Source organism: Rosistilla ulvae, assembly GCF_007741475.1.
In the GTDB taxonomy this organism is placed as follows: Bacteria; Planctomycetota; Planctomycetia; order Pirellulales; family Pirellulaceae; genus Rosistilla; species Rosistilla ulvae.
Genome location: NZ_CP036261.1, coordinates 1,910,098 through 1,932,733, shown reverse-complemented (window position 1 = coordinate 1,932,733; position 22,636 = coordinate 1,910,098). Strand labels below are relative to the sequence as shown.

The 22,636-nt window shown below is 58.3% G+C and carries 20 protein-coding genes; 18 read left to right on the top strand and 2 right to left on the bottom strand.

Annotation, left to right across the window (positions count from 1 at the left end; all coding sequences use genetic code 11):
- The first annotated feature begins 243 nt into the window (after window positions 1–243).
- The 3 genes from EC9_RS07005 to EC9_RS06995 all read left to right on the top strand — a co-directional run bounded on the left by EC9_RS07005 (window position 244) and on the right by EC9_RS06995 (window position 4,745).
- A complete protein-coding gene (locus EC9_RS07005) occupies window positions 244–1,734 on the top strand; it encodes a rhamnulokinase (protein WP_145343556.1) in 1,491 nt (496 codons plus the stop codon).
- Window positions 1,735–1,815: 81 nt separating this feature from the next.
- Window positions 1,816–2,844, top strand: a complete 1,029-nt coding sequence (locus EC9_RS07000; RefSeq protein WP_145343554.1) for a Gfo/Idh/MocA family protein — start codon at window positions 1,816–1,818, stop codon at window positions 2,842–2,844.
- Window positions 2,845–2,894: 50 nt separating this feature from the next.
- Window positions 2,895–4,745, top strand: coding sequence for a cation:proton antiporter (locus tag EC9_RS06995; protein WP_145343552.1), 1,851 nt, complete (start codon window positions 2,895–2,897; stop codon window positions 4,743–4,745).
- Between the two features lie 33 nt (window positions 4,746–4,778).
- On the opposite strand, the gene EC9_RS06990 is transcribed toward EC9_RS06995, so the two are convergent.
- Both EC9_RS06990 and EC9_RS06985 read right to left on the bottom strand, forming a co-directional pair.
- Window positions 4,779–6,425 (bottom strand): FHA domain-containing protein, encoded by a 1,647-nt coding sequence (locus tag EC9_RS06990; RefSeq protein WP_145343550.1) that lies wholly within the window; start codon window positions 6,423–6,425, stop codon window positions 4,779–4,781.
- Between the two features lie 51 nt (window positions 6,426–6,476).
- Window positions 6,477–7,241 (bottom strand): HpcH/HpaI aldolase family protein, encoded by a 765-nt coding sequence (locus EC9_RS06985; protein WP_145343548.1) that lies wholly within the window; start codon window positions 7,239–7,241, stop codon window positions 6,477–6,479.
- Between the two features lie 221 nt (window positions 7,242–7,462).
- On the opposite strand from EC9_RS06985, the gene EC9_RS06980 reads away from it, so the two are divergent.
- The 15 genes from EC9_RS06980 to EC9_RS06915 all read left to right on the top strand — a co-directional run bounded on the left by EC9_RS06980 (window position 7,463) and on the right by EC9_RS06915 (window position 22,409).
- Window positions 7,463–8,455 carry an NAD-dependent epimerase/dehydratase family protein gene (locus tag EC9_RS06980; RefSeq protein WP_145343546.1) on the top strand — a complete coding sequence of 331 codons (993 nt, stop codon included), beginning with the start codon at window positions 7,463–7,465 and terminating at the stop codon, window positions 8,453–8,455.
- A gap of 123 nt (window positions 8,456–8,578) precedes the next feature.
- Entirely contained in the window at window positions 8,579–9,559 is a 981-nt protein-coding gene (locus EC9_RS06975) for a class I SAM-dependent methyltransferase (protein ID WP_145343544.1), read from the top strand.
- A 307-nt stretch (window positions 9,560–9,866) separates the two neighbouring features.
- Entirely contained in the window at window positions 9,867–10,898 is a 1,032-nt protein-coding gene (locus EC9_RS06970; protein WP_145343542.1) for a DUF6807 domain-containing protein, read from the top strand.
- 172 nt (window positions 10,899–11,070) lie between these two features.
- On the top strand, window positions 11,071–11,382 hold the full coding sequence (locus EC9_RS26410) for a hypothetical protein (RefSeq protein WP_197451651.1): 312 nt from the start codon (window positions 11,071–11,073) through the stop codon (window positions 11,380–11,382).
- A gap of 2 nt (window positions 11,383–11,384) precedes the next feature.
- On the top strand, window positions 11,385–12,041 hold the full coding sequence (locus tag EC9_RS06965; protein WP_218934645.1) for a histidine phosphatase family protein: 657 nt from the start codon (window positions 11,385–11,387) through the stop codon (window positions 12,039–12,041).
- A 167-nt stretch (window positions 12,042–12,208) separates the two neighbouring features.
- Entirely contained in the window at window positions 12,209–13,516 is a 1,308-nt protein-coding gene (locus EC9_RS06960; RefSeq protein ID WP_145343538.1) for a PQQ-binding-like beta-propeller repeat protein, read from the top strand.
- Window positions 13,517–13,867: 351 nt separating this feature from the next.
- Window positions 13,868–14,230, top strand: a complete 363-nt coding sequence (gene hpf / locus EC9_RS06955; protein ID WP_145343536.1) for a ribosome hibernation-promoting factor, HPF/YfiA family — start codon at window positions 13,868–13,870, stop codon at window positions 14,228–14,230.
- A 261-nt stretch (window positions 14,231–14,491) separates the two neighbouring features.
- Window positions 14,492–14,968, top strand: a complete 477-nt coding sequence (locus tag EC9_RS06950; protein ID WP_145343534.1) for a PTS sugar transporter subunit IIA — start codon at window positions 14,492–14,494, stop codon at window positions 14,966–14,968.
- A gap of 29 nt (window positions 14,969–14,997) precedes the next feature.
- Window positions 14,998–15,285 (top strand): HPr family phosphocarrier protein, encoded by a 288-nt coding sequence (locus EC9_RS06945; protein ID WP_145343532.1) that lies wholly within the window; start codon window positions 14,998–15,000, stop codon window positions 15,283–15,285.
- Between the two features lie 196 nt (window positions 15,286–15,481).
- Entirely contained in the window at window positions 15,482–17,227 is a 1,746-nt protein-coding gene (gene ptsP, locus EC9_RS06940) for a phosphoenolpyruvate--protein phosphotransferase (RefSeq protein ID WP_145343529.1), read from the top strand.
- 4 nt (window positions 17,228–17,231) lie between these two features.
- A complete protein-coding gene (locus EC9_RS06935) occupies window positions 17,232–17,903 on the top strand; it encodes a TIGR03936 family radical SAM-associated protein (RefSeq protein WP_145343527.1) in 672 nt (223 codons plus the stop codon).
- A 169-nt stretch (window positions 17,904–18,072) separates the two neighbouring features.
- Window positions 18,073–19,674: an Rne/Rng family ribonuclease gene (locus EC9_RS06930; RefSeq protein WP_145343525.1), complete on the top strand. Its 1,602-nt coding sequence runs from the start codon at window positions 18,073–18,075 to the stop codon at window positions 19,672–19,674.
- Window positions 19,675–20,174: 500 nt separating this feature from the next.
- A complete protein-coding gene (locus EC9_RS06925; RefSeq protein ID WP_145343523.1) occupies window positions 20,175–21,197 on the top strand; it encodes a DUF1559 domain-containing protein in 1,023 nt (340 codons plus the stop codon).
- A gap of 156 nt (window positions 21,198–21,353) precedes the next feature.
- On the top strand, window positions 21,354–21,803 hold the full coding sequence (locus tag EC9_RS06920; protein WP_145343521.1) for a carboxypeptidase-like regulatory domain-containing protein: 450 nt from the start codon (window positions 21,354–21,356) through the stop codon (window positions 21,801–21,803).
- Window positions 21,804–21,902: 99 nt separating this feature from the next.
- On the top strand, window positions 21,903–22,409 hold the full coding sequence (locus EC9_RS06915; protein ID WP_145343519.1) for a hypothetical protein: 507 nt from the start codon (window positions 21,903–21,905) through the stop codon (window positions 22,407–22,409).
- The last annotated feature ends 227 nt before the right edge of the window (window positions 22,410–22,636 follow it).

Below are 22,636 nucleotides of genomic sequence, written 5' to 3'. Positions count from 1 at the left end.
AATCCACCCGATCGAAGCAATGCCTTCGGTCGGGTGTTTTCATTGATTTCCCCCCCTGCGACAAAGCCACGCACATCGCGTTATCCACCGATTCCTACGAGTGTTTCGCCATAAGACAGACGGCTCTGCTATGAAGCGGGAAGTTGGTCCTCCGCGGCGGCGTCCGGTTGACTTTCGCCGTGCGGGCGGTCACATTTTTCGGTTGGTAGATCCCACAAATCATCGATCGAACGAAGGAAACGTATGGCATCGGCACCTGTGCATTTAGCAGTGGACCTTGGCGCATCGAGCGGTCGGGTGCTGGCTGGCTGCATCGAGGACGGGCAACTGAAGCTCACCGAGGTGCATCGGTTTGCCAACGATCCAGTTCACGTGCTGGGGCGGATGTATTGGAATCTGCTGGGGCTGTGGCAGGAGATTCGCAAAGGCCTTTCGTTGGCCGCCGCTGGCGACGCCAAAGTCCTTTCGGTCGGCGTCGACACCTGGGGCGTCGATTACGTTTTCCTGGATGCCAACGGCGACCTGATCGGCCCGGGCTATCATTACCGCGACGCACGGACTCGCGGAATGTTCCCCAAGGCGTTTGAACGCGTCGCTCGCGAAGAGATCTTCGCCGAGACGGGGCTGCAATTCATGGAGCTCAACACGGCGTATCAGTTGTTGGCGGCGCGGCTGGAAAATTCGCCGGTCCTCAAGATCGCCAACCAGATGTTGATGATCCCCGACTTCTTTCACTGGCTGCTGACCGGCCGAGCGGCGATCGAATACACAAACGCGACAACGACGCAACTGTATAACACCCAACAGCAAGGCTGGTCGCAAAAGCTGCTCAAAGCGTTCGATCTGCCGACGCGCGTCTTCAGCGACGTCGTGCAACCAGGAACCGTCTTGGGCCCGATCCTCGGCGGCCAAGGTGGAGTCCCCGGTCTCGAAGGCGTCCCCGTTGTCCTGCCAGCGACTCACGATACCGGGTCGGCTGTCGTCGCTGTGCCCGCCGACAATTTTGCTCCCGCCAAACCGGACTGGTGTTACATCAGCAGCGGCACCTGGTCGTTGATGGGTTGTGAGATTCCCGAACCGCTGATCAACGATCGCTGTGCCGAATTGAACTTCACCAACGAGGGTGGCGTTCAAGGGAGCACGCGATTGCTGAAGAACATCGGCGGGCTGTGGATCTTCCAACAGATCAAAGCCTCGCTGGAACGACGCGGTCAAACGTTAGATTGGCCCAGCATGGTTCAAGCGGCCGCCGACGCGAAGCCGTTCCAATTACTGATCGATCCCGACTGCCCCGACTTCGCAGCCCCGGCATGTATGGTTGATGCGATCGCCGCATTTGCAAACCGCACCGGACAACCATCCGCCGCCGACAACGGCGTCCTGTTCCGAGGTGCCTTGGAAGGGCTGGCGCTCCGTTACCGGACCTGCCTCGGTTGGCTCGAATCGCTGACCGGCACCACGATCAACACGATTCATATCTTGGGTGGCGGAGCCCAAAACGCGTTGCTGTGCCAGATGACGGCGGATGCTTGCCGCCGCCGCGTGTTGGCCGGACCGGTAGAAGCGACGGCGATTGGCAACATCGTTATGCAGATGGTTGGACTGGGGCAAATCGGCTCGATTCAAGAGGGCCGTCAATTGATTCGCGACAGCTTCCAACCCGTCGTCTACGAACCGCAAGATCCCGATCCATGGGATGCTGCAGCCGAGCGGTTTGAAAAACTGGACGCTTGATTTCATCGGCTGCCTACCGCCTTTACCCACCTCGTTTAATCGACGGTTTCCTCAGTCAATCAACTTCGGAGTTAGCAAATTATGCGTGCAGGAATCGCAGGCATCGGCTTTATGGGCTGGATCCACTACCTCGCCTATCAACGCGCCACCGGTGCCGAATTGGTTGCCTTTTGCACGCGTGATCCACAGCGACGCGGCGGCGACTGGACCGGCATCCAAGGCAACTTTGGACCTCCCGGCAAACAGATCGATGTCAGCAACCTTTCGGTCTACGAAACGCTGGACGAGATGTTGGAGAACGATTCGATCGATCTGATCGACATCTGCCTGCCCGTTCATCTGCATGTCGATGCGGTCCGCAAGTGCCTGGAAGCTGGCAAGCACGTGTTGTGCGAAAAGCCGTTGGCGCTGAACGCCGACGATGCCGCGAGTCTGGTCGCACTGGCCGAATCGAAGGGCTTGCACCTGATGGTTGCTCACGTTTTGGCTTACCTGCCCGAGTTCCGGTTGCTTGTCGACGCTCAGCAATCGGGGAAATACGGCAAGTGTTTGGGTGGCCGCTTCAAACGCGTGATCGGCCCGGTCGACTGGAACCCCGATTTCTACAATCCAGAAAAAGTGGGCGGTCCGTTGATCGACCTGCATGTCCACGACGCCCACTTGCTGCGTCTGTTGTTTGGAATGCCCAAGGAAGTGATCAGCCGTGGCCGGATGCGTGGCGAGACCACTTCGTATTTTGAATCGATGATGACCTACGACGATCCCGATGTGATCGTTTCGGTTGGCGGCGGCACGATCGACCAACACGGCCGTCCGTTCACGCATGGATACGAAGTTCATTTCGAACGGGCGACGATTCAATTTGAGTTCGCCGGCTTCGACGACGGCACCGAATTGATGCCGGTAAAGATTATCCACGAAGGCGGAAAGATCGAGCGGCCCGAATTGGGATCGGGAGATCCAGCCGACGCGTTTGTGATCGAAGTTCAAACGGCTGCCGATGTGCTGGCGGGCAAAGATCCCGGGGCATTGGCGGGCCAGTTGGCTGCCGATGCGCTGCAGATCTGTGAATTAGAACTCCAATCGATCAAGTCTAACGCGAGCGTCTAGACCTCTGCTTCTCCTGCGTTGCCAAACGCCTTGCCAAGACGGTACTTCAAATGGATCTGCTGCTGTATCTCGCCTTGGTCCCGGCGTTGGGCGTTCTCTCGCAATGGATCGCGTGGCGAACGCGTTTGCCTGGGATTTTGCTGCTGCTTTGCATGGGCATCCTGCTGGGCCAGTTTGTCCCGCTGGATACGTTGATCGCCGAAATAATGGACGGCGACCCTCAAGACGTGCCGGGAATTTTGTTTCCGATCGTCTCCCTGTCGGTCGCGGTAATCTTGTTCGAAGGCGGACTGTCGTTGAAGATCAACGAGTTTCGCCAGTCGAGCAAATCGGTGGTCCGGTTGTTGGTCGTCGGCAGTACGATCACGATGCTTTTGACAGCCGTGGCGGCGTATTTCATCCTGGGCTTCGATCTGCGAGTCTCGCTGCTGTTGGGGGCGATCCTGATCGTCACCGGCCCGACCGTCGTCGGACCGCTGCTGCGGCAGATCCGCCCTTCGGCGCGAGTCAGCAGCGTGCTGAAGTGGGAAGGAATCGTTATCGATCCGGTCGGTGCGTTGTTGGCGGTCCTGGTCTTCGACGAACTGTTTCTGGGAGCCGACGAATTTTCGGTCGTCTCCGGATTGGTGCTGCTGGCCAAAACGATCGGCGTCGGACTGTTGTTCGGCAGTTTCGGCGCCTGGTTCCTGGTCCTCAGCATCCGGCGTTACTGGCTGCCCGACCATCTGCAAGGCGTCCTCTCGCTAGCCTTGGCGCTGCTGTTGTTTGCGATCAGCAACGCGCTTGCCGAAGAATCGGGGCTGGTCACCGTGACGCTGCTGGGGATCTTATTGGCGAACCAGAAGCGAGTCGCGATCGAACATATCATCGAATTCAAGGAACACTTGCAAGTCTTGCTGATCGGATGTCTGTTCATCGTGCTCGGTTCGCGATTGGACCTGCAAGCGATCGGCAATATCGGCTGGCCGGGAGTCGCATTTGTGCTCGCGTTGGTCCTGGTGATCCGCCCCCTATCGGTCTTTGTCGCGACGCTTGGCACCCGATTGACGATGGCCGAACGAACCTTCGTCGCGTTTGTTGCGCCGCGCGGTATCGTCGCCGCCGCGGTCGCCAGTGTGTTTGCGTTGAAGTTGCAGTTGATGAATTCGGATCCGTTGGCGGCCGGTGCGACCGCGTTGGATTCAGTCACGTTCCTGGTGATCGTGGGGACCGTCTTCATCTACGGATTATCAGCCGCACCGCTGGCCCGATGGCTGAAGATCGCCGAACCGACTCCCCAGGGACTGCTGATCCTCGGCGCCGATCCCTGGATTCGCGCCTTGGCGAGGGCGTTGCACGCGAAAAACGTCAAGGTCCTGCTGTGCGATACCAACTACAGCAAGATCAGCTTGGCGCGGGTCGATGGTCTGCAAGCCGAGTGTGTGAACATTGTCAGCGACCACGCCCTGGAAAACCTCGATTTCTCCGGCCTGGGACGCCTGCTGGCAATGACTCCCAACGATGAAGTCAACGCGTTGGCGGTGCAACAATTTCGCAACGTCTTCGGCAGCGAAAACACATTTCAACTGACCTCCAAAAACAATAAACAGAACTCGCCGCGAGCGCTCTCGCACCATCTGCGCGGCCGCAGCCTGTTCAATTCGGAATTGACAAGCGCCTACATGCAGCAACGGATCGACGATGGTGCGGTCTTTAAAACGAACAAGCTGACCGAGACGTTTTCGTTGGACAGCCTCATGTCGACCTATGGCGAACATGCGGTCTTGCTGTTCAAGATCGACGCCGCCGGCATGGTCAGCATCAACACCGATGAAAAGCCGCTGCAGCCCAAAACCGGCGACATGGTGATTTCGTTGGTCAACGCACAATCGGATGCGAATTCCAATTCGGTTCCGGCCTGACCGAAGCGGCGGGCGATTCGACGGGCCAATCGATCAACGGGTCGATTCAGCGAGCCGCGGCACGGAAACCGCTTCAAACAACAGCGACGCTTCTTCCGTCGTCTCCGTTTGATCGCCCAACGGTCGCGAGAACATCGCCACGACGTTCCCCTGTTGGGTCAAAATTGGGCTGCCGACATAGTTCTGCGGTGGCCCGGAAGTCGCCATCGACATCAGCCAACGATCCGGAGCCGTGTCGACAGTCGAAGCGATCCGTTCCTCCACACGCACCACCACGCCATGCGGATCGGCCGGCACCGCGGAGTCCCAGGCTGGGTTGTCGACTTGAAAGGGAGCCGCGTGCATATGTAGGATTTGCCCGACAGCCAATTCCGCAGTGTCCGCCAATCGCGCCGGCTTGGCGTCTGGGACGGCCGCGGCCAACTGCAGCCAACCGACATTCAAACTTGCCCGCACCGACGTAGATTGCAACCCGGCTTCGATGATCTCCTGCGATTCCCGGCGTGCTTCATCGAGCCGGTCCGCAGAGTCGCCTCGCAGCCGCAGCGCTTTGATCTCCGCCTGCAGTTCGCTGTAATGTTGGCGGCCTTGCGCATACTTCTGCTGCGCCTCGGCCAGTCCTGCGTCGAGCCGCACTGTCTCGATATCAAACGGCAACCCCGTGGAGGTCTGCACGACCTGCACATGCGAAAATCCACTAGCGTCCTGCTCCTTGATCGCCGAAACAACCGTCCCGCTGGTCACCAACCGGTCGCTGGCGGCCAGCCAAGCGGTTCCAATATGAAACGCAATCTGTTTGGAATCACCAGTCACAATCACCATGAACAAAGCGTCAGCCGCTTCGCTGATCGGGATTGGCCCCGACGGCTGATCCTTGTCGCGGGCTGCCAACAGATCCGCTTTTTGATCCGGTGGTGGCATAGCCGCTTGCAGCTCGAGCACCTCGGACGGCAGAATCTCTGGCGTCGATGGGGAATTACCAGATGAGAGCAGATCGGACGGAGCTTGCGGAGCCACCGGGCGCATCCACCATCCCGCCATCAACGCAGCCAACAACGCGGCCGTCGCCAACAGACCTCGCCGCGACGAAGCTTTGGAAACGAGATCGGTCCGCGCGGCGTGAACCGGTTGTTCGATGACAGTTTCGGGCGGCTTCGACTTCCGCGTCATCGCCAACAAATGGGTGACCATGATGCTGAACGAACCAAAGAAGACTCGATCTCGCTCGCGAACCTCGGCATACCCGATCCGGTTGTCGATCGTGCCGACAGCCGTCCCGTTTGTCGACCCGAGATCTTCGATCATGATCCGATCCCCTTCGACCACCAACAGCGCATGCCGGCCGGAAATCATGTCGCGATCGAGCACGAGATCGTTGTCGGGAAAGCGGCCGACACGGTAGACCTTGGCGCCGCCGGTCGATTGCGGGATCGCCTGGGGATCGATCCCATTGGGCCAAACAAATGGTGTCGACACTCCCAACACGATTCGGCTGTTGTCCGAAACTATTACCGGATGCGTGATCCGGTGTTCGTCGACAAACGTTCCACACCGGGAACCGAGATCCTCCAACAAAAATCCACCGATGGTTTGTCGCAGAAGGCAGTGCCGATCCTCCACGTCGGGTTGATCGATCACCACGTCGCACAACAGATTTCGGCCAATGGTCCAGGTTTTCATCGGTGCTCTATCTCGATTTCGTATTTACGCCCGGATCCCCGCACGGGGGAATCAACCATAGATCGCATCGAGTTCGGCTGAACTGTTGCGAAGCATCGTCAGCAATCCATCGTAATCGTTTCCGTGAGCAATCATTTGCGCACCCAACTGGTACAAATGCTGGATATTCTCCAGCGATAATCCCGGACCGCCCCAGAATTTCCCGTGCTTAGCCGCCGCGGCGGCGACGTCGGCGTTGGCCTGAGCGATCGTGACGTTGGTTTCGGTCCGTCGGATCCGCAAACCGAGATCGCCCGGACCAATGAACATTCCATCGACACCGGGAACCGCGGCGATCGCGTCAATATTTCCAACCGCTTGAGGCGTCTCAATTTGCACAACCAGAAAGGTCTCGCGATTCGCGTGCTCGACGTATTCATCGCCCCGCGAGAGAAATCCCGCATCCAACCCAACGCCATCCTGCCCGCGATCGCCCAGCGGCGGGAACTTCACCGATTGGACCAATTCCGCCGCCCGATCAGCTGTCGAGACATGTGGGATCATCAATCCCGTCGCGCCATCTTCGAGATAGCGATACAGCCGCGATTTCTCCAACGTCGGCGGCCGCAACATGCAATCGATGTCGAACCGATGGCAATAGGATAACAGCGTCTGGATCTCGCGATCGGTGAACGCCCGATGCTCCGCGTCCAACCACAGACAGTCGTATCCGCTGTCGGCGGCCATCTGGATGTATGCCGGAATAAAATGTCCAAACGAGCACATCCGAACCGGCTTGCCCGCTCGCACCTTGGCCAGAGTTTTACTGTTTCGCAACGCAGCTTCCTTTGCATCTATAGACTTTTTCGCCCGGCAGCAGATCACACGATCGGCCACGCGGTGCGGAGCCCAATTATGATCTCTACCCAACCGAGACGCGAGTCCAGCAGCAGCGAGCCATCCTTTGGCCTCCGCCCCCCGCCGTGTTACACTTCGACGACGATCGCAGCACCGCTCGATTCCCAGCCCATTTTCACGCCACTGCCACCAGGAAGTTCATGCGAGTTTTAGTCACCGGTTGCGGCGGCTTCTTAGGAGCCGAGATCGTTCGCCAATTGCTCGCCCGCGGCGATGATGTCGTCGGGCTCGGACGCCGCGATTACCCACAGCTTGCCGAAGCGGGGATGCAGCAGGTCCGCGGCGATGTCCGCAACCAGACCGCCGTCCTGCGGGCCACCGAAGATGTCGACGCCGTGATCCACACCGCCGCGATCGCTGGCGTCTGGGGATCGTACCAACACTATTTTGAGACCAATACGCTCGGCACCCGGCACGTGATCGACGCCTGCCACCAACGCGAGATCCGCAGTCTGGTCTTCTGCAGCAGTCCCAGCGTCACGTTCGGCGGCGACGACCAGACCGGCGTCGACGAATCGGAACCCTACCCCGACGATTATCTGTGCCACTATCCGCGCACCAAGGCCGCGGCTGAAAAGGAAGTCTTGGCGGCCAATCAGCCGGGGCGTCTGCTGACCTGCGCGCTGCGGCCCCATCTGATCTGGGCTCCCGACGATCCGCATCTGTTCCCACGCTTGATCCAACGCGCCCGCGCCGGCCGCTTGGTCCGCGTCGGTTCGGGTGAAAACCTGATCGATACGATCCACGTTCGCAACGCCGCCCACGCCCATCTGCTGGCGTTGGACCGAATCAGCAGCGGGGAGACCGAAGCCGCTGGCCGCGCGTACTTCCTGTCGCAAGGCGAACCGGTCGGCTGCTGGGCTTGGCTGTCGGAGATCTTAACGGCGGCGGGAGTCGAAGTGCCGACGCGATCGATCTCCTACCGCACCGCCTACAAGATCGGCCACGGTCTGGAACTGATCTACGCCGCCACGCGGCGGACCAGCGAGCCGCCGATGACACGATTTGTCGCCGCTCAACTGGCCAAAGACCATTACTTTGACATCACCGCCGCCCGGCGACTGCTCGGCTACGAACCGATCATCTCGACAGCCCAGGGGCTGGCGGAACTGAAGTCACAGTGGCGAGACTGATCCGATCGACAGCGATTCACAGGCCGGCCATCCGTTCCTGAAACGAACCTCGTGCGATATACTCTTGCCGCCGCCGCGGCCCCCCGCACCACTGCAAAAACCACGAAAAGACACAACCATACGATGGCCAATCAGCAAGAATTGACGATTCGCAAATACTGGACCCTGATCGGGATCAACTCGACGGCGCACGCGATTCGTGCGGCCCGCGAGGTCGGTCTGTTCCAGCAACTGCTGTCGGGGCAAAAGACGTTTGGCGAGCTGGTCGACGCTTGCGACATCCAGCCCAACCTGACCACGCGGATCTTGGACGTCTTGGTCGCGAGCGGTCTGATCGAACAATACGCCGAGCACTACGCCGCGTCGCAAACTCTGGGACTGTTGGCCCAATACGATTCCGACCTCGGCGACTACTACTTGGACAGCATGGTCGGCCAACTGCGATGCGATCTTCCCGCCGGAAACGGCGATGCGTATCGACGTCACCAAGTCGCTCGCGGATGGACGCGGACACCACTGGCAATGCAAGCCGCCGCGGTGTTGGAGATCGGCCAGAAACGTCGCGACCTGCGGATCCTGGAGATCGGTTGTGGTTCGGGCGTCTGGACGTCGACGCTTGCGTTTCGCGATCCCGGCACCACGATCGTCGCCATCGATCATGCCGACGCGTTGGGCGAAGCGAAGACGATGATCGAGAGCATCGATCTGCAGAATCGCTGGAAGGGGATCGAAGGCGATCCGACCAGCGGCGAACTGCCCGAGGGACCATTCGATCTGGTCGTGATCCCCGAACTGCTGCAAACGATCGACGATGCCCTTGCCGTCACGATCCTCGGCCGCGCCGCCGATGTCACGCGGCCCGATGGAGAAGTTGCGGTGATCGATTTCTTCGATCCAATCGATGCCAAAAAGCGATCGTTGGCGACCGCCGTGCAGAACTTGGAACTCGGTTTGCGGACTCCGCTGGGACGCTTGCGAACCGCTCCCGAAGCGAGCCAGTTGATGGTCGGCGCAGGCCTCACCTCCGCCCTCTACGCACCGCTAACCAACGCTCCTCAAAACGCGGGGCTCCTGATGGGAACGCGTCCCGAAACGCTGAACTGATCCCGCTAGTAACATCAGCGGCGACGCGCATGCAGCCAAGGCTGTTAACGGCTTGTCGGTTTAGTCACAACGAGTTTCCTTGAATTAGCCGTTTGGGCGTTAGCCCCGGTGTAGCAGTGCTTGAACCGGGGCTAACGACCAAACGGCTGATTAAATCGACAGGCCGTTAACAGTTTCTGCGTAGGCAAATCAGCCGCCGCGTCTTAGTCCTGAAGCAGCAAGTTGCAGCGTAGTCGCGAGCATGGGAAGATGGCGAACATCCCGCCTGCCCCCAACTCTCTCACCGCTGATTTTGCAAAGGTTCCGCATGCGCTCCCGCCTAATCCGATCCGCCGCCTGCGTTTTGTTACTGCTAGCCGCCGCCTCTCCGCTGTTGGCAGAAGAGCCTGCCGCCGCAGGCGCGTTTCAACTGGATCGATGCGAACTGATTCCGCTGCCCGACCACCAGGTCGACTTCCAGATCGATGGCGTGCAGCGAACGCGGTGGCACTACGACGCCAAATACCCGCGTCCATTCTTCTATCCGTTAGTTGGACCATCGGGAACGTCGCTGACTCGCATGGGACACCCCGGCGCGGCGGACCACGATCATCATCGCAGCGTTTGGTTTGCGCATCACGATGTCGACGGATTCACCTTTTGGGCCGATGGCAAAGGGACCTCGATCCGACAGAAGAATTGGTATGCCTACGAGGACGGCAACGACGAATCCGTGATGGCGTCGACCTGCGGCTGGTTCGATCCCGAGGGGAACGAATTGATGCAGCAGGACCTTGTCGCCGCGTTGATTCCCGGCGAAGCAGGACAATACGCATTGGAACTGCAGGCCGAATTCAAACCGGGCGAGGGCCGCGATTCGGTTCAGCTGGGGAAAACCAATTTTGGGTTTCTCGCCGTGCGAGTCGCCAAGACGATCTCGACTCATTTTGGCGGCGGGCGATTGACCAACAGCGAGGGTGGGGAAGGGGAGCCGGAGATTTTCGGCAAGCCAGCTCGTTGGGTCGATTACAGCGGCCCGGTCGCTGTCGGCAGCGGCCCCGACCGGACGACGCAGATCGAAGGAATCACCTTCTTTGACCATCCCGAGAACCCTCGCTACCCAACGCACTGGCACGTCCGAGCCGATGGCTGGATGGGCGCTTCGTTTGGAATGCACGAAGCGTTCGAGATCACCTCTGAAAAACCGCTCCGCCTGCGGTACTTATTGTTGGTCCACGCTGGCCCCTACGACGAACAGGTTGCGACCGCGGCTCACAAGCAGTTTGCAGCTCGCAAGGGATTCGAAGTCTCTAAGGGAAAGCGAGCGCATCGACAGTTTTCGGCGCTGCGGATTCCGTGACGCAGCGATGTTGATCGGTTTCGAAACGGCGACGAAGCCTCTCCCAAAGCCGTCCGGGCCGGTTGCACTTACCGCAGCGGCGACTACAACGGGGAGAGTATCTTGCGGCGTGCAACGCGCGAGCCGCCGCGAGCCTTTCGTGCGAAGCGTTTGAATCAACCTGGGAGCTTCAGTGAGACGATCGGCAAGACTTCGCGGCGGCCTGGGAACCTGCGGGTTCGCCGTGGCCAGCGCTCTGTTCGGCTGCCTGTTGCTGGTTCTCAATGGCGGCGTCGTCGCGGCGATCTATTTTGCGATTGCCGAAAATGGCCCGCAGTGGATGCGCAATCGCAGCCTTTCTCAATTCGCACTGTATGTTGGCCCCGTGCTGCTGCTGATCCTGCAATGGACCATGATCGACTGGGTCGGTCGCGATCGCGGCAGCGAGACATCTCCTTCCTCCCAAGCGATCGATTCGGATCGCGCCGATTCGACGAAAGTTTGACGATGCAGCTGTACCTGATCCGCCACGCGCAAAGCGCCAACAACAGCAATCCCGAAGCGGAGCGTGTCGAAGATCCCGAGATCACCGAACTGGGACACCAGCAGGCTGCGGCGATCGCAAAATCGATAGCCGATCAAAACGTCGATTTCCTGGTCACCAGCGGATTCCTCCGGACGCTGCAGACGACCCAGTACCTGGCCGATTCTCTGCGGATGCCAATCCATGTCTGGCGCGATCTGCACGAGGTCGGCGGATGTTACCGAGGCTACATTCCCGGGGAAGAGCAGGGGGCGCCGGGGATGAACCGCGACGCGATCCTCGCCAAATATCCCGGTACAACGGTCGATGAATCGATCGGCACCGAGGGCTGGTGGGGCTGTCGTCCCTATGAAACCGAAGCCCAAGCGACGCTCCGCAGCGAACAAATGCTGGCTCGATTTGCCGAACAGTTCGGGGCGACCGACAAGGTCGTCGTGGCGGTGATCCACGCCGACTTTAAAGTCTGCATGCTGCGACAGATCCTTGGCAACGATTTCACCCGCCGACACATCGGCCCGATGCTGAACACCGGACTGACGAAGTTTACCGTTTCCGAAGACGCTTGGCGGTTGGATATCCTGAATTCGATCACGCACCTGTCGAGCGATCAGATCAGCTGACAGCCCGCGGCTCTCCATTGCAGCCCCCACCGAACCTGGCACGCCCGCCCTGGGCTGAGGGTGCGCAAAGATTGCGTTGCGGCGCGGCATGATCGATAATGAGAGCGCGACCCGAAAGCGTTCCGGTCGCCCCCTCCGGCTCCACCAACCTACCGAGACGCACCGCTATGGGTCGACTGAAGAACTTCGCTCCTATTTGTCTGTTGATATCGCTTTCCCTGATCAGCCAGCCCGCGGCGGCGCTCGAACCGGCTGGACTCAGCGGATTGCAGTTCCCCGCCAGCGACTGGCCCTTCTGGCGCGGCCCGGATCAAAACGGAGTCGCTTCGCCAAAGCAAACGCCTCCCACATCGTGGAGCGAGACCGAAAATGTGTTGTGGCGAACGGAGGTGCCCGGCCGCGGTCACAGTTCCCCCGTCGTGATCGGCGACCGCGTTTTCATCACCTCAGCCGATCACGAACGCGAAGTCCAGATCGTCCTCGGGCTCGATCGCGCGACCGGAAAACAGCTATGGGAAACGATCGTCCACCGTGGCGGATTCGAGACCCGCGGAAAAAAGATGAATCTGAAGGCAACGCTGGCATCGTCGACGATCGCCTCGGATGGCACGCGACTGTTCACCAACTTCCTCAACGACAACGCCGTCTGGACGACCGCGCTCGATCTGGACGGCAAACAGCTCTGGCAAACGCGGCTTACCGATTACCAGGTCCACCAGGGATACGGTTCGTCGCCGACGATCTACAAAAACCTGGTGATCTCATCGGCTGACAATAAAGCGGGGGGAGCGATCGTGGCGATGGACCGGGCCAACGGCGAGGTCGTCTGGCGACGCAAGCGGCCCGAAATGCCGAACTACCCCTCCCCCGTCATCGTCGAGGCGGCGGGTCGCCAACAATTGATCATGACCGGTTGTGAACTGGTCACCAGCCTCGCCCCGCTGACAGGGGAAACGATCTGGGAAATCGAAGGAGCGACAACCGAATGCGTGACGACGACGGTGACCGATGGAAACGTCGTTTTGACCAGCGGCGGATACCCCGACAATCACATCGCCGCGGTCGCAGCGGACGGTTCGGGAAAGGTTGTCTGGGAAAACACCGACCGCGATTACGTGCCATCGATGCTGATCGCCAAGGGGCATGTATTTGCCATTCTGGATGCCGGCATCGCCACCTGCCTGAATGTTCGCACGGGAGACCAGGTGTGGAAAAAGCGGCTGGGCGAGACCTTCAGCTGCTCCCCCGTCCTGGTCGGGGATAACATTTATGTGACTAGCGAATCGGGGACCACTCACATTTTTAAAGCGAATGTCCAGGAATACCAAAGCGTGGCGACAAACTCGCTCGGAACCGAGGTATTTGCATCCCCCGCGATTTGCGGAGGTCAAATTTTCACGCGTGTGTCGTTGCCTGTCGACGGGAAACGACAAGAATATGTGTACTGCTTGATGGACCAGGCCACAGCCAAATGAGCGGCAACGGCACCCATCCAACGAGCGATTAGGGGCAAGTTAACGATCGCATCAGGCGTGCGAACGGGCCCAGAAGAACTTTAACAATCAATTCCCAAAAAGCTGGAACGCGAAGCGAGCTGGACCCGAAAAAGCGTCAATTGAGGGTGACGCGAACAGTCCTTTACGGGTATCGTAAGGTATTGTTTGGGAAGAACTTATGGTCCGGTAAGCCGAACATTTGGAACGAAAATACCGCCGAATCATGTGCACGCGTTTACAGTAACGCTTACCTAAACGCGTGATTCGGCGTATGCTACTCGCTAGAAACGGGAGCCGTTTCGATGCTGCAATCATTCTAAGGAGCAATCAATGCTAGTGAGCGTCTCTGCCCGACACGGCAATCTTGGAACGGGCGATCAATCTCTGATCGAAGACAAAGTTGGAAAACTGCGTCGCTTATATGATCGAGTGAACGCGATTGAAGTGATTGTCGACTTGGAGAAGCTCGAATCACCGGCACTCGAGGCCAAGGTCTCGGTGGAACACGAGGAAGACTTTATCGCGTCTGCCTCGGCCACGACGGTTATCGGAGCTCTGGATGTTGTCATTCCCAAGCTGGAAAAACAATTGCGACGCGCCAAAGAAAAGCGAACAGAACATCGGGCGACAGGCTTGAAGCACTTGGAACCAAACGATGTTGCCGACGAAGTGGAATCGACGGACGAAGTCTGAGACGATCCCTACCGCGAGCAATACCAGACGAAGATCGACGGCGGTGGACTGCCACGCCGCCAAGCAGCCGGAATTCAGCTACACTCGACAACATTGCGGCCGATCGAACATGCGATACACCGATGCAAGACCGCACAGCCACCTGGAAGCCGTCCCCCCTCGACGAGCACCGGTGGCTCCATGAAATCCCCCCAGCCCCGACGTGGGGCGTCGCGAGACGATCACGGCGAGGCTGAATTTTTTAAAATCAAAGGATAGGTAATGAAATTCGCAGACTTTATTTGCGTCAAAGCGATCAAGCCCGACTTGGCGTCTTACGACAAGGAAGCGGTCGTCACGGAATTGGTGGAAAGTTTGGTTAGCGCCGGTGAGATCAAGGCGGCCGACAAAGAGGACATCATCGCTGCTGTCATGAAGCGCGAAGAACTTGGCAGCACCGGCATCGGCCGTGGCGTCGCCGTCCCCCACACCAAGCACCCCAGCGTTGAAAAGCTGGTCGGCACCGTCGGTGTCAGCGTCGACGGCGTCGACTTCAACAGCCTCGATGGCGAAAAAGTACAACTCTTCTTCCTGCTGATCAGCCCTCCCGAACGCCCCGGCGACCACCTGCGGGCCCTGGAAAACATCTCTCGTCAGTTGCGCGACGATACCTTCTGCCGCTTCTTGAAGCAGAGCAAGACGGTCGACGATATCAACCAACTGCTCGAAGAGGCTGACAACAACCAATTTGCCTCTTAGTGGCCAATTCCGCACTACAAATGCAAGCCATGTCCAATCCATCCTGCCAGCAAACCGTCGTCGTCAAGAACGAGAAAGGGCTGCATCTGCGCCCGGCGGAACTGGTGGCGCGACTGGCGATGCAGTTTGATTCGACCGTCATGGTGACCAAAGATGACCAATCTGCCGACTGCAAAAACATGCTCTCGGTATTGACGCTCGGCGCCGTCCAAGGAACTCAACTGGGACTTTCGGCCGAGGGCAGCGACGCAGCCGAAGCGCTTTCGGCTGTCGCCGAATTATTCGACCAAGGTTTCCATGAACTCGACTCGGAATAAGACTCCGACGCCGCAAGCCGATACCGGCCGCGGCAGGGCTGCCAAGCCAAACCGGCCTGGCACCGCCCGTATTGAACTTTCAAACCGTACAAAAAGAAATGGCAAGGCCACTTCGATCCCTCCTCGCAAGCCACCGGCGACTCGTTCGCCCGAAGCGATGCGACGATGGCAAGAAGGTTGCGCATGCCGCCATTGAATGCTCGAACTTCAAGGAATCCCGGTTTCACCCGGCGTTGCGATCGGTCCAGCCCTAGTTCTGGACGATGAAGGTTATCGCATCCCCAGGTGCCTTATTCCCGCGGCCGACACAACGGCCGAGTGGGGGAGATTGTTGTCTGCCTTTGGCAAGGTCGCCAAACAGCTCGAGGTAAATCGCAAACAGACCGCTGAACGGTTGGGCGAAGAGGCTGGGCGGATCTTTTCGGCGCAGCAGCAGATGCTCAGCGATCCGGGACTGCTGGCCGAACTCGAGGGCCGCGTTCGCCAACAACAGCAGAGCGCTGCCTATGCGGTCAGCCGTGTCTTGCACCGCTACGCCGAAGCGCTTGGCAAGTTGAACAGCCCGTTTTTGGCCGAACGAGCCGAGGATGTGCTGGATATCGAAAAACAATTGCTGCATCGCATGGGGGCGGTGACCAGCGACCCGTTGAGCAATCTCGATGAGCCGGTGATTCTGCTGGCCCGCAATCTGACCCCCAGCGAAACGGCAAACCTCGACCGCCAATACGTCCGCGGTTTTTGCACGGAGATCGGTGGCCCCGGCGGACACACTGCGATCGTCGCCAAGGGACTTGAGTTGCCTGCCGTGGTTGGTATCGGCCAGTTCCTGGACCGAATCGGGCAAGGATCGCAAGTCATCGTCGATGGCGATCGTGGCTGCATGATCGTCGATCCCGACCAAGCGACGATCGATCGGTATGAAGAACGAGCCCAGATTCGCCAAAAGCTGACGCTGCGATTGGCGGAACTTCGCGACCTGCCGGCGGAAACGGTCGACGGACAGCGCGTAACGCTTTCGGCAAACATCGAGTTCCCACATGAAGTGGACGCATGCCTGCAGCGTGGTGCCGACGGTATCGGCCTTTATCGCACAGAGTTTTTGTATCTCAGCAGCAACGAAGAACCGAGCGAAGAAGACCACTACGAAGCTTACACCGAAGTTATCGGAGCGCTGCAAGGCCGCCCGGTCGTGATTCGGACGCTCGACCTGGGGGCGGACAAAATGGGGCACACCTCATTGACCGAACCCGAGAACAATCCCTTCCTGGGTCTTCGCAGCATCCGCTTGTCGCTGAAGAATCAGGACCTGTTCCGCACCCAAATCCGCGCCGTACTGCGAGCTGCGGTGCATGGCGACGTGCGGATGATGTTCCCGCTGATCTCGACCCTGCAGGAACTGCGCACGGCGCGAATGTTGGTCAACATCGTGATCGATGATCTCCGCGAAGAAGGGGCCGAGTTCCGCAGCGACATCCCGATCGGGATGATGGTCGAAGTTCCCGCCGCGGTGATCATGATCGATCGCTTTGCCGAAGAGGTCGATTTTTTCAGCATCGGTACCAACGACCTGGTGCAGTACACGTTGGCGGTCGACCGCAGCAACGAAAGCGTCGCCGAACTGTACCAGTCGAGCGATCCGGCCGTGTTGCGGTTGATCCAACAAACCGTCGATGTTTCCAACAAGACCAACACGCCCGTCGGCATCTGCGGCGAAATGAGTTCCAATCCGGCTCGGGTGCTGTTGCTGTTAGGGCTGGGCGTTCGCAGCTTCAGCGTACCGCCACTGGCGATCCCGCGGATCAAGAAGGTGATCCGCAGCGTGACGATTGCCGATTGCGAAGAGATTGCCGATCGCGTGATGCAACTGGAAAGCGCCCGCGAAGTCGATTTGTATTTGCTCGATCGCTTAGGCGATCTGGTCCCTGAATTGGTTGTGCAATAACCTTATGACACGAGCGCGGTACCACATCCGCTTTTCGAAAACCGGCCCATTGCGTTGGATCAGCCATCGCGACCTGCTGCGATTGTGGGAACGCTTGTTCCACCGCATCGATCTGAAGCTGGCGATGTCCGAAGGCTTTCACCCCAAGCCGCGGATGAACTTCCCCTCGGCGCTCGCGCTCGGCACGGCAAGCCTCGACGAACTGCTCGAACTGGAACTTGCCGAACCGTTGGATCCCGAAGAACTGGGCCAGCGACTGCGAGCCGACCAACAGCCCGGTTTAGGAATTTTGCAAGTAACTGCGGTTCCCGAGGGCTCGGCTAAGGCAAAGCTGAAGTCAACAACGTACAATCTGCCCATTCCCGAATCCGATCGGGCGGCTCTACTCGCAGAGATCGAGGCGCTGCGCAGCTGCGACACGATCGAAATAAAACGGAAAGACAAGACATTGGTGTTCAGTCTTGCAGCGGAGATCGAACACTTGGCGGTAGAAGATGGCGTGCTCGTATTTCGCTGCACGCCGGATCAAGGCGCATCGCTGCGACCAACCGACCTGATCGAAGAATTGAAGATTACACACGTTACCGACAGTGGCCAGTTTCTGACGCGAACGCGCGTCGAACTGGAACACGAATTTGAATCATCCAAATGCGTCACGGGGCAGATGACCAGTTAGATCGTTAGCGCTGGCAGGGCGAAGTGATCGCCAAGACCAGCCGATGGCAACACACAAAATGTTCGCATCGTATGCGTTTCATAGTTTCAACGGCACACATCGTGCCAACAGCCACAACACTAACTGATGCCCAGATTAAGGATGCAGATACCCATGAAAGGCAAGCGATATGAAGAAGGAAATGCTTATCAACGTTGCCCAGCCCGAAGAGAGTCGCATCGCGATTCTTGAGGATGGTCAGCTTGAAGAGCTCTATACCGAGCGTGCAAGTGCCGACAACTATGTTGGCAACATCTATCGAGGCAAGATCGTTAACCTCGAACCTAGCATCCAAGCCGCCTTCGTCGACTTCGGCGTCGGACGCAACGGCTTCCTGCACATCAGCGATGTCGAACCGCAGTACTTTCGACAGGGTGGTTACGACCCCGAAGAGATCATGCGGGAATCGGACGAACTGGCCGAACAAGCGGCCAAGCGAGCCCGCGAACAAGGCCGCAACCAACGCGTCTTCAAAGGGGGCCGACCTCGCGTCAAACCTCCGATCCAAGATGTTCTGAAGCGCGGCGACAGCATTCTCGTCCAGTGCATCAAAGAAGGCATCGGCACCAAGGGACCAACCCTTTCGACTTACATCAGCATCCCCGGTCGCTTCCTGGTCTTGATGCCAGCCTTGGCTCGCGTTGGCGTCAGCCGCAAGATCGAAGACGACGACGATCGCAAACGACTGAAGAAAGCTCTGCTGGAACTCAGCCCTCCCAAGGGTCTCGGTTTCATCGTTCGCACCGCCGGTGCCGGACGAACCAAGCAGGATCTGTCGCGCGATCTCGCCTACCTGCTGCGTCTTTGGAAAGCGATCCACCGTCGCTTGACCGAGAGCGAGCAGCCGGGCGTGATCTACGAAGAAAGCGACATGATCATCCGCACGATCCGCGATATGCTGACCAGCGATATCGATGCGATCCAAATCGATGAACGCGAAGCTTACGAACGGGCGAAGGACTTCATCCGCTTGGTGATGCCGCGTGCCGCCGAACAGCTGAAGTTCTACGAAGGAACCGAACCGCTGTTCCATCACTACAAGCTGGAATCGGAGATCCGCAAGATCCAAGGCCGCACCGTGCCATTGCCGAAGGGCGGTTCGATCGTGATCGATCCGACCGAAGCTTTGGTTGCGATCGACGTCAACAGCGGCAGCCACCGCAGCGACAGCAACGCCGAAGAGAACGCGTTGCAAGTCAACTTGGCCGCCGCCCGCGAGATCGCTCGCCAATTGCGACTTCGCGATCTTGGTGGCGTGATCGTCAACGACTTCATCGACATGCGTAAGGAGAGCCATCGCCGTAAGGTCGAACGCGCTCTGCACGATGCGATGGCTCGCGATCGGGCTCGCACCAAGATCTTGCGAACCAGCCCCTTCGGTCTGGTTGAAATGACTCGTCAACGAATTCGCCCAAGCCTGAAGCGCAGCGTCTACAAAGATTGCCCGTGTTGCAGCGGCCGCGGTGTGGTTAAGACAGGCGAGAGCATGTCGATCGAAGTCATCCGGATGCTGGCACTGGCGTCGCGAAACGAGCACATTCAACGGATCACCGTCCGGGTGAACGATGAAGTCGCAGCGTATCTGAACAACAAGAAACGCCGTGAGATCATGCACATGGAAGAGGCCGGCGAGATGACGGTTCAGATCCTTGGCAGCGAGGGCTTGTTCCCCGAGCACATGGAAATGGACTGCCGCGACAAACACGGCGAATCGGTCGAAGTCGACAGCTGATCTAAGCTGAAAAAGACGAACCCAAAAGTAAAAAGCTCGCCGAGACATTCCGCTCTCGGCGAGCTTTTTTTATTGCTCGGTCATTCCAGAAGGGCGTTCGCAATTCGCGATCCTGTTTGCCTAGAGACCGGGCATCATGTGCCTGCTTGTTTTACATCCTTTTGGCACAGACTCGCCGGTTGGCATGTTGATCTGACGAAAAGGCACAGAGTTCTCAAAACAACATCCTGTTGCCAAACGAAGAGGCTTGGATTGTGCCGGATACAGTGCTCCCGCTGAGCCACGGGCTGTGGAGGTTGTGACACCGTTGGCTCGTTTCCTCTAATCCTGCAGGCGTGCGATGGGGATGCTCGCGCTGAAACGACGTGCCCCTTGATCCCGTCAACGCACGATGTTGGCATGCGAGTTGCTACCGAAGGGTGACAACAGGAGCTTGGGCGATCCAGGTTCCTCCCACCTCTGAATGTCCTACCTCCTCATCCCTCGCAGAAACAGCTTTGATGCAAAAACGAAGAAACAAAAATGGATTCACCCTGGTTGAACTACTAGTCGTGATCGCCATCATCGGAATTCTCGTCGGGCTATTGCTACCTGCAGTTCAAGCCGCACGCGAGGCAGCACGCCGCATGCAGTGCAGCAACAACCTGAAGCAGTTGGGCCTGGCCTTACACAATTACGAAAGCACCTACAAGAAGTTTCCTGCGGGGAGATTCAGTTTAGGAGGTTTGAACTCGTCCAGCCCCGCATCGCCATACCTTCCCGATCCTTTGGCGAAAAACGGCCAGGGCTTAACTTCGCTCCTGCCGTTCATGGAACAACAACCTCTCTACGACCAATTCAATCACTCCTGCGCGTATGGCGACTACGTCCGGCCAGGCGGTGCTCCACTGACGACTCCCAACGCGGTCGACTCTGGAAACGCAGCGCTATCGGAAATACTGGTCACCAGTTTCCGTTGCCCGTCGGACGGTGGAGCCGAAACCATCGAGCTCAGCGGATATTACAGTCCCGATCGCGGAGCCGGCATTGCGGCGCAAAAAACCAACTATGATTTCTTGATGCCCGCAAGCACGTTGAACAGCTACAACTACCACCGCGGTGTCTCGATCAGCACACGTTATCTGTTTGGTGAAAACAGCTACACACCGATCAGCGGAATCCAAGATGGCACAAGCAACACTCTGGCGATGGGTGAACTGACGCTGGAAACCTTCAATGGTGACACTTCGGCCTGGTCTTACGCTGGTTGGCTGTCGGTCGGAATCGATCCCGTCGGTGCGTTTAACAGCACCTTTCCCGCGCGTGGATTGAACGTTTGGAACTACGGCAACAATTCGAGCCCGTTAAACAACAAACGAGGCCGACGTGCATCTTGGTATAGCGTCGCAAGCTTGCACCCAGGCGGATGCATGTTTGTCCTCGCCGATGGTTCGGTTCGCTTAATCTCCGAAACCATCGACACGACCAGCCTAACGAACCTGAGCCGGATCGCGGATGGTCAAGTGATCGAGGGAGACTTCTAGCCGCTCTCCTAACTCTCATGACCTGAAGCATCGCGATTCTCTTGAAAGCGAACTCCCTACATAACGGGAGGCGATTCTGCTCGCAGCGCCTACATAAATCGCGATGTCAACTTTCGATTGCTTCGTAGAGAACTTCAACACCAGGACGATCCCAAAGTGCAAAAACTGCATCTGAGTCTATTCGTATTAAGCTACCTCTTCTGCATCGGCTGCGGTGGCGACGGTGTGCATCGCGTAGCGATCAACGGTCAATTGCAATCGGACGACGGACCGATTGCCAACGCTTCGGTGCAGTTCATTCCAGAAGCGGGAACGACGGGAGACGGCGCCTTGGGGATGTCCGATGCCGAAGGGAAGTTCACCGTCATCAGTTCACGCGACGCCGCCAGCGGCTTGCCTCCGGGGAACTACCGGGTTCGTATCAGCCAGATGGTCGATGGGAATGGCATAGTGTTGCCAGCTGAGGCAACTCAAGCGGAATTCCCCGATTCGCGTGAGGGGATTCCAGCTCCCTATTCAACTCCCAACTCTCCGTTAGAAGTCACGGTTACCGAGGATGATGAAGACATAATCATTGCGCTGCCTTCAGCACCGCGGAAGAAATAAGCGAATCCAAGCATTGCTTGAGTCTGGACCGCAAGGCGATCTCTTCTCACTGAGCTTGCCTCGATTCATCCTTCGCATCTCGAACGCATAGAGAGAATTATGCCATCGCTCCGTTTGTCACATCACCTGCTGCTTTGCCTGGGGTTCTTTGTGCCGCTGCTGGGATGTGAATCGGAATCCAAGCCGACGACGAACCAGGAAACTGTCTCGGCCGCAGCGGAACCGACAGAGGAGAGCCGAGTCGAATTGCACGATCTAAAAGCTTGGTTTGAAGAGCCAAACATCTGCTATTTCGAGGTGCAATATGAATTTGTTGCCGGCAAACCATCGCACAGCTATCGTGTCGAAATCGCCTTTCCAGGCACCGACAACGCCGGTGCAAAAGAAATGGCCAGCTGGGAATTGAAAACCTCGGGCAAGATTCGCGATGGCATCATTGTTCATTCCATGCCGATCCGCGAAGTGACAGTCAAGATGACCGAAGCCTTTGCGCCGCAACAAGGCTACCATGCAATCTCCGACGAGTTGTCGGCAGCGATCGACAAGCTCCCCGAGCCCACCGCCGACACCGCAGCCACCGAACCAGCGACCGGCGAATCGAACTAAGTCTCATCTTTAAACCGCAGATGCGGCGATCACATAAAGCCTACGGCGCAAGCCGCAGGAACGGATGCGGCGATCGCAATTTCCCCACCGCGCATGCCGCAGGAACACTCCAAGCCGCGGATGCGGCGATCGCATAAAGCCTGCGGCGCAAGCCGCAGGACCGGATGCGGCGATCGCAATTTGCCCGCCTCGAATGCCGCAGGATCACTCCCAGCCGCGGATGCGGC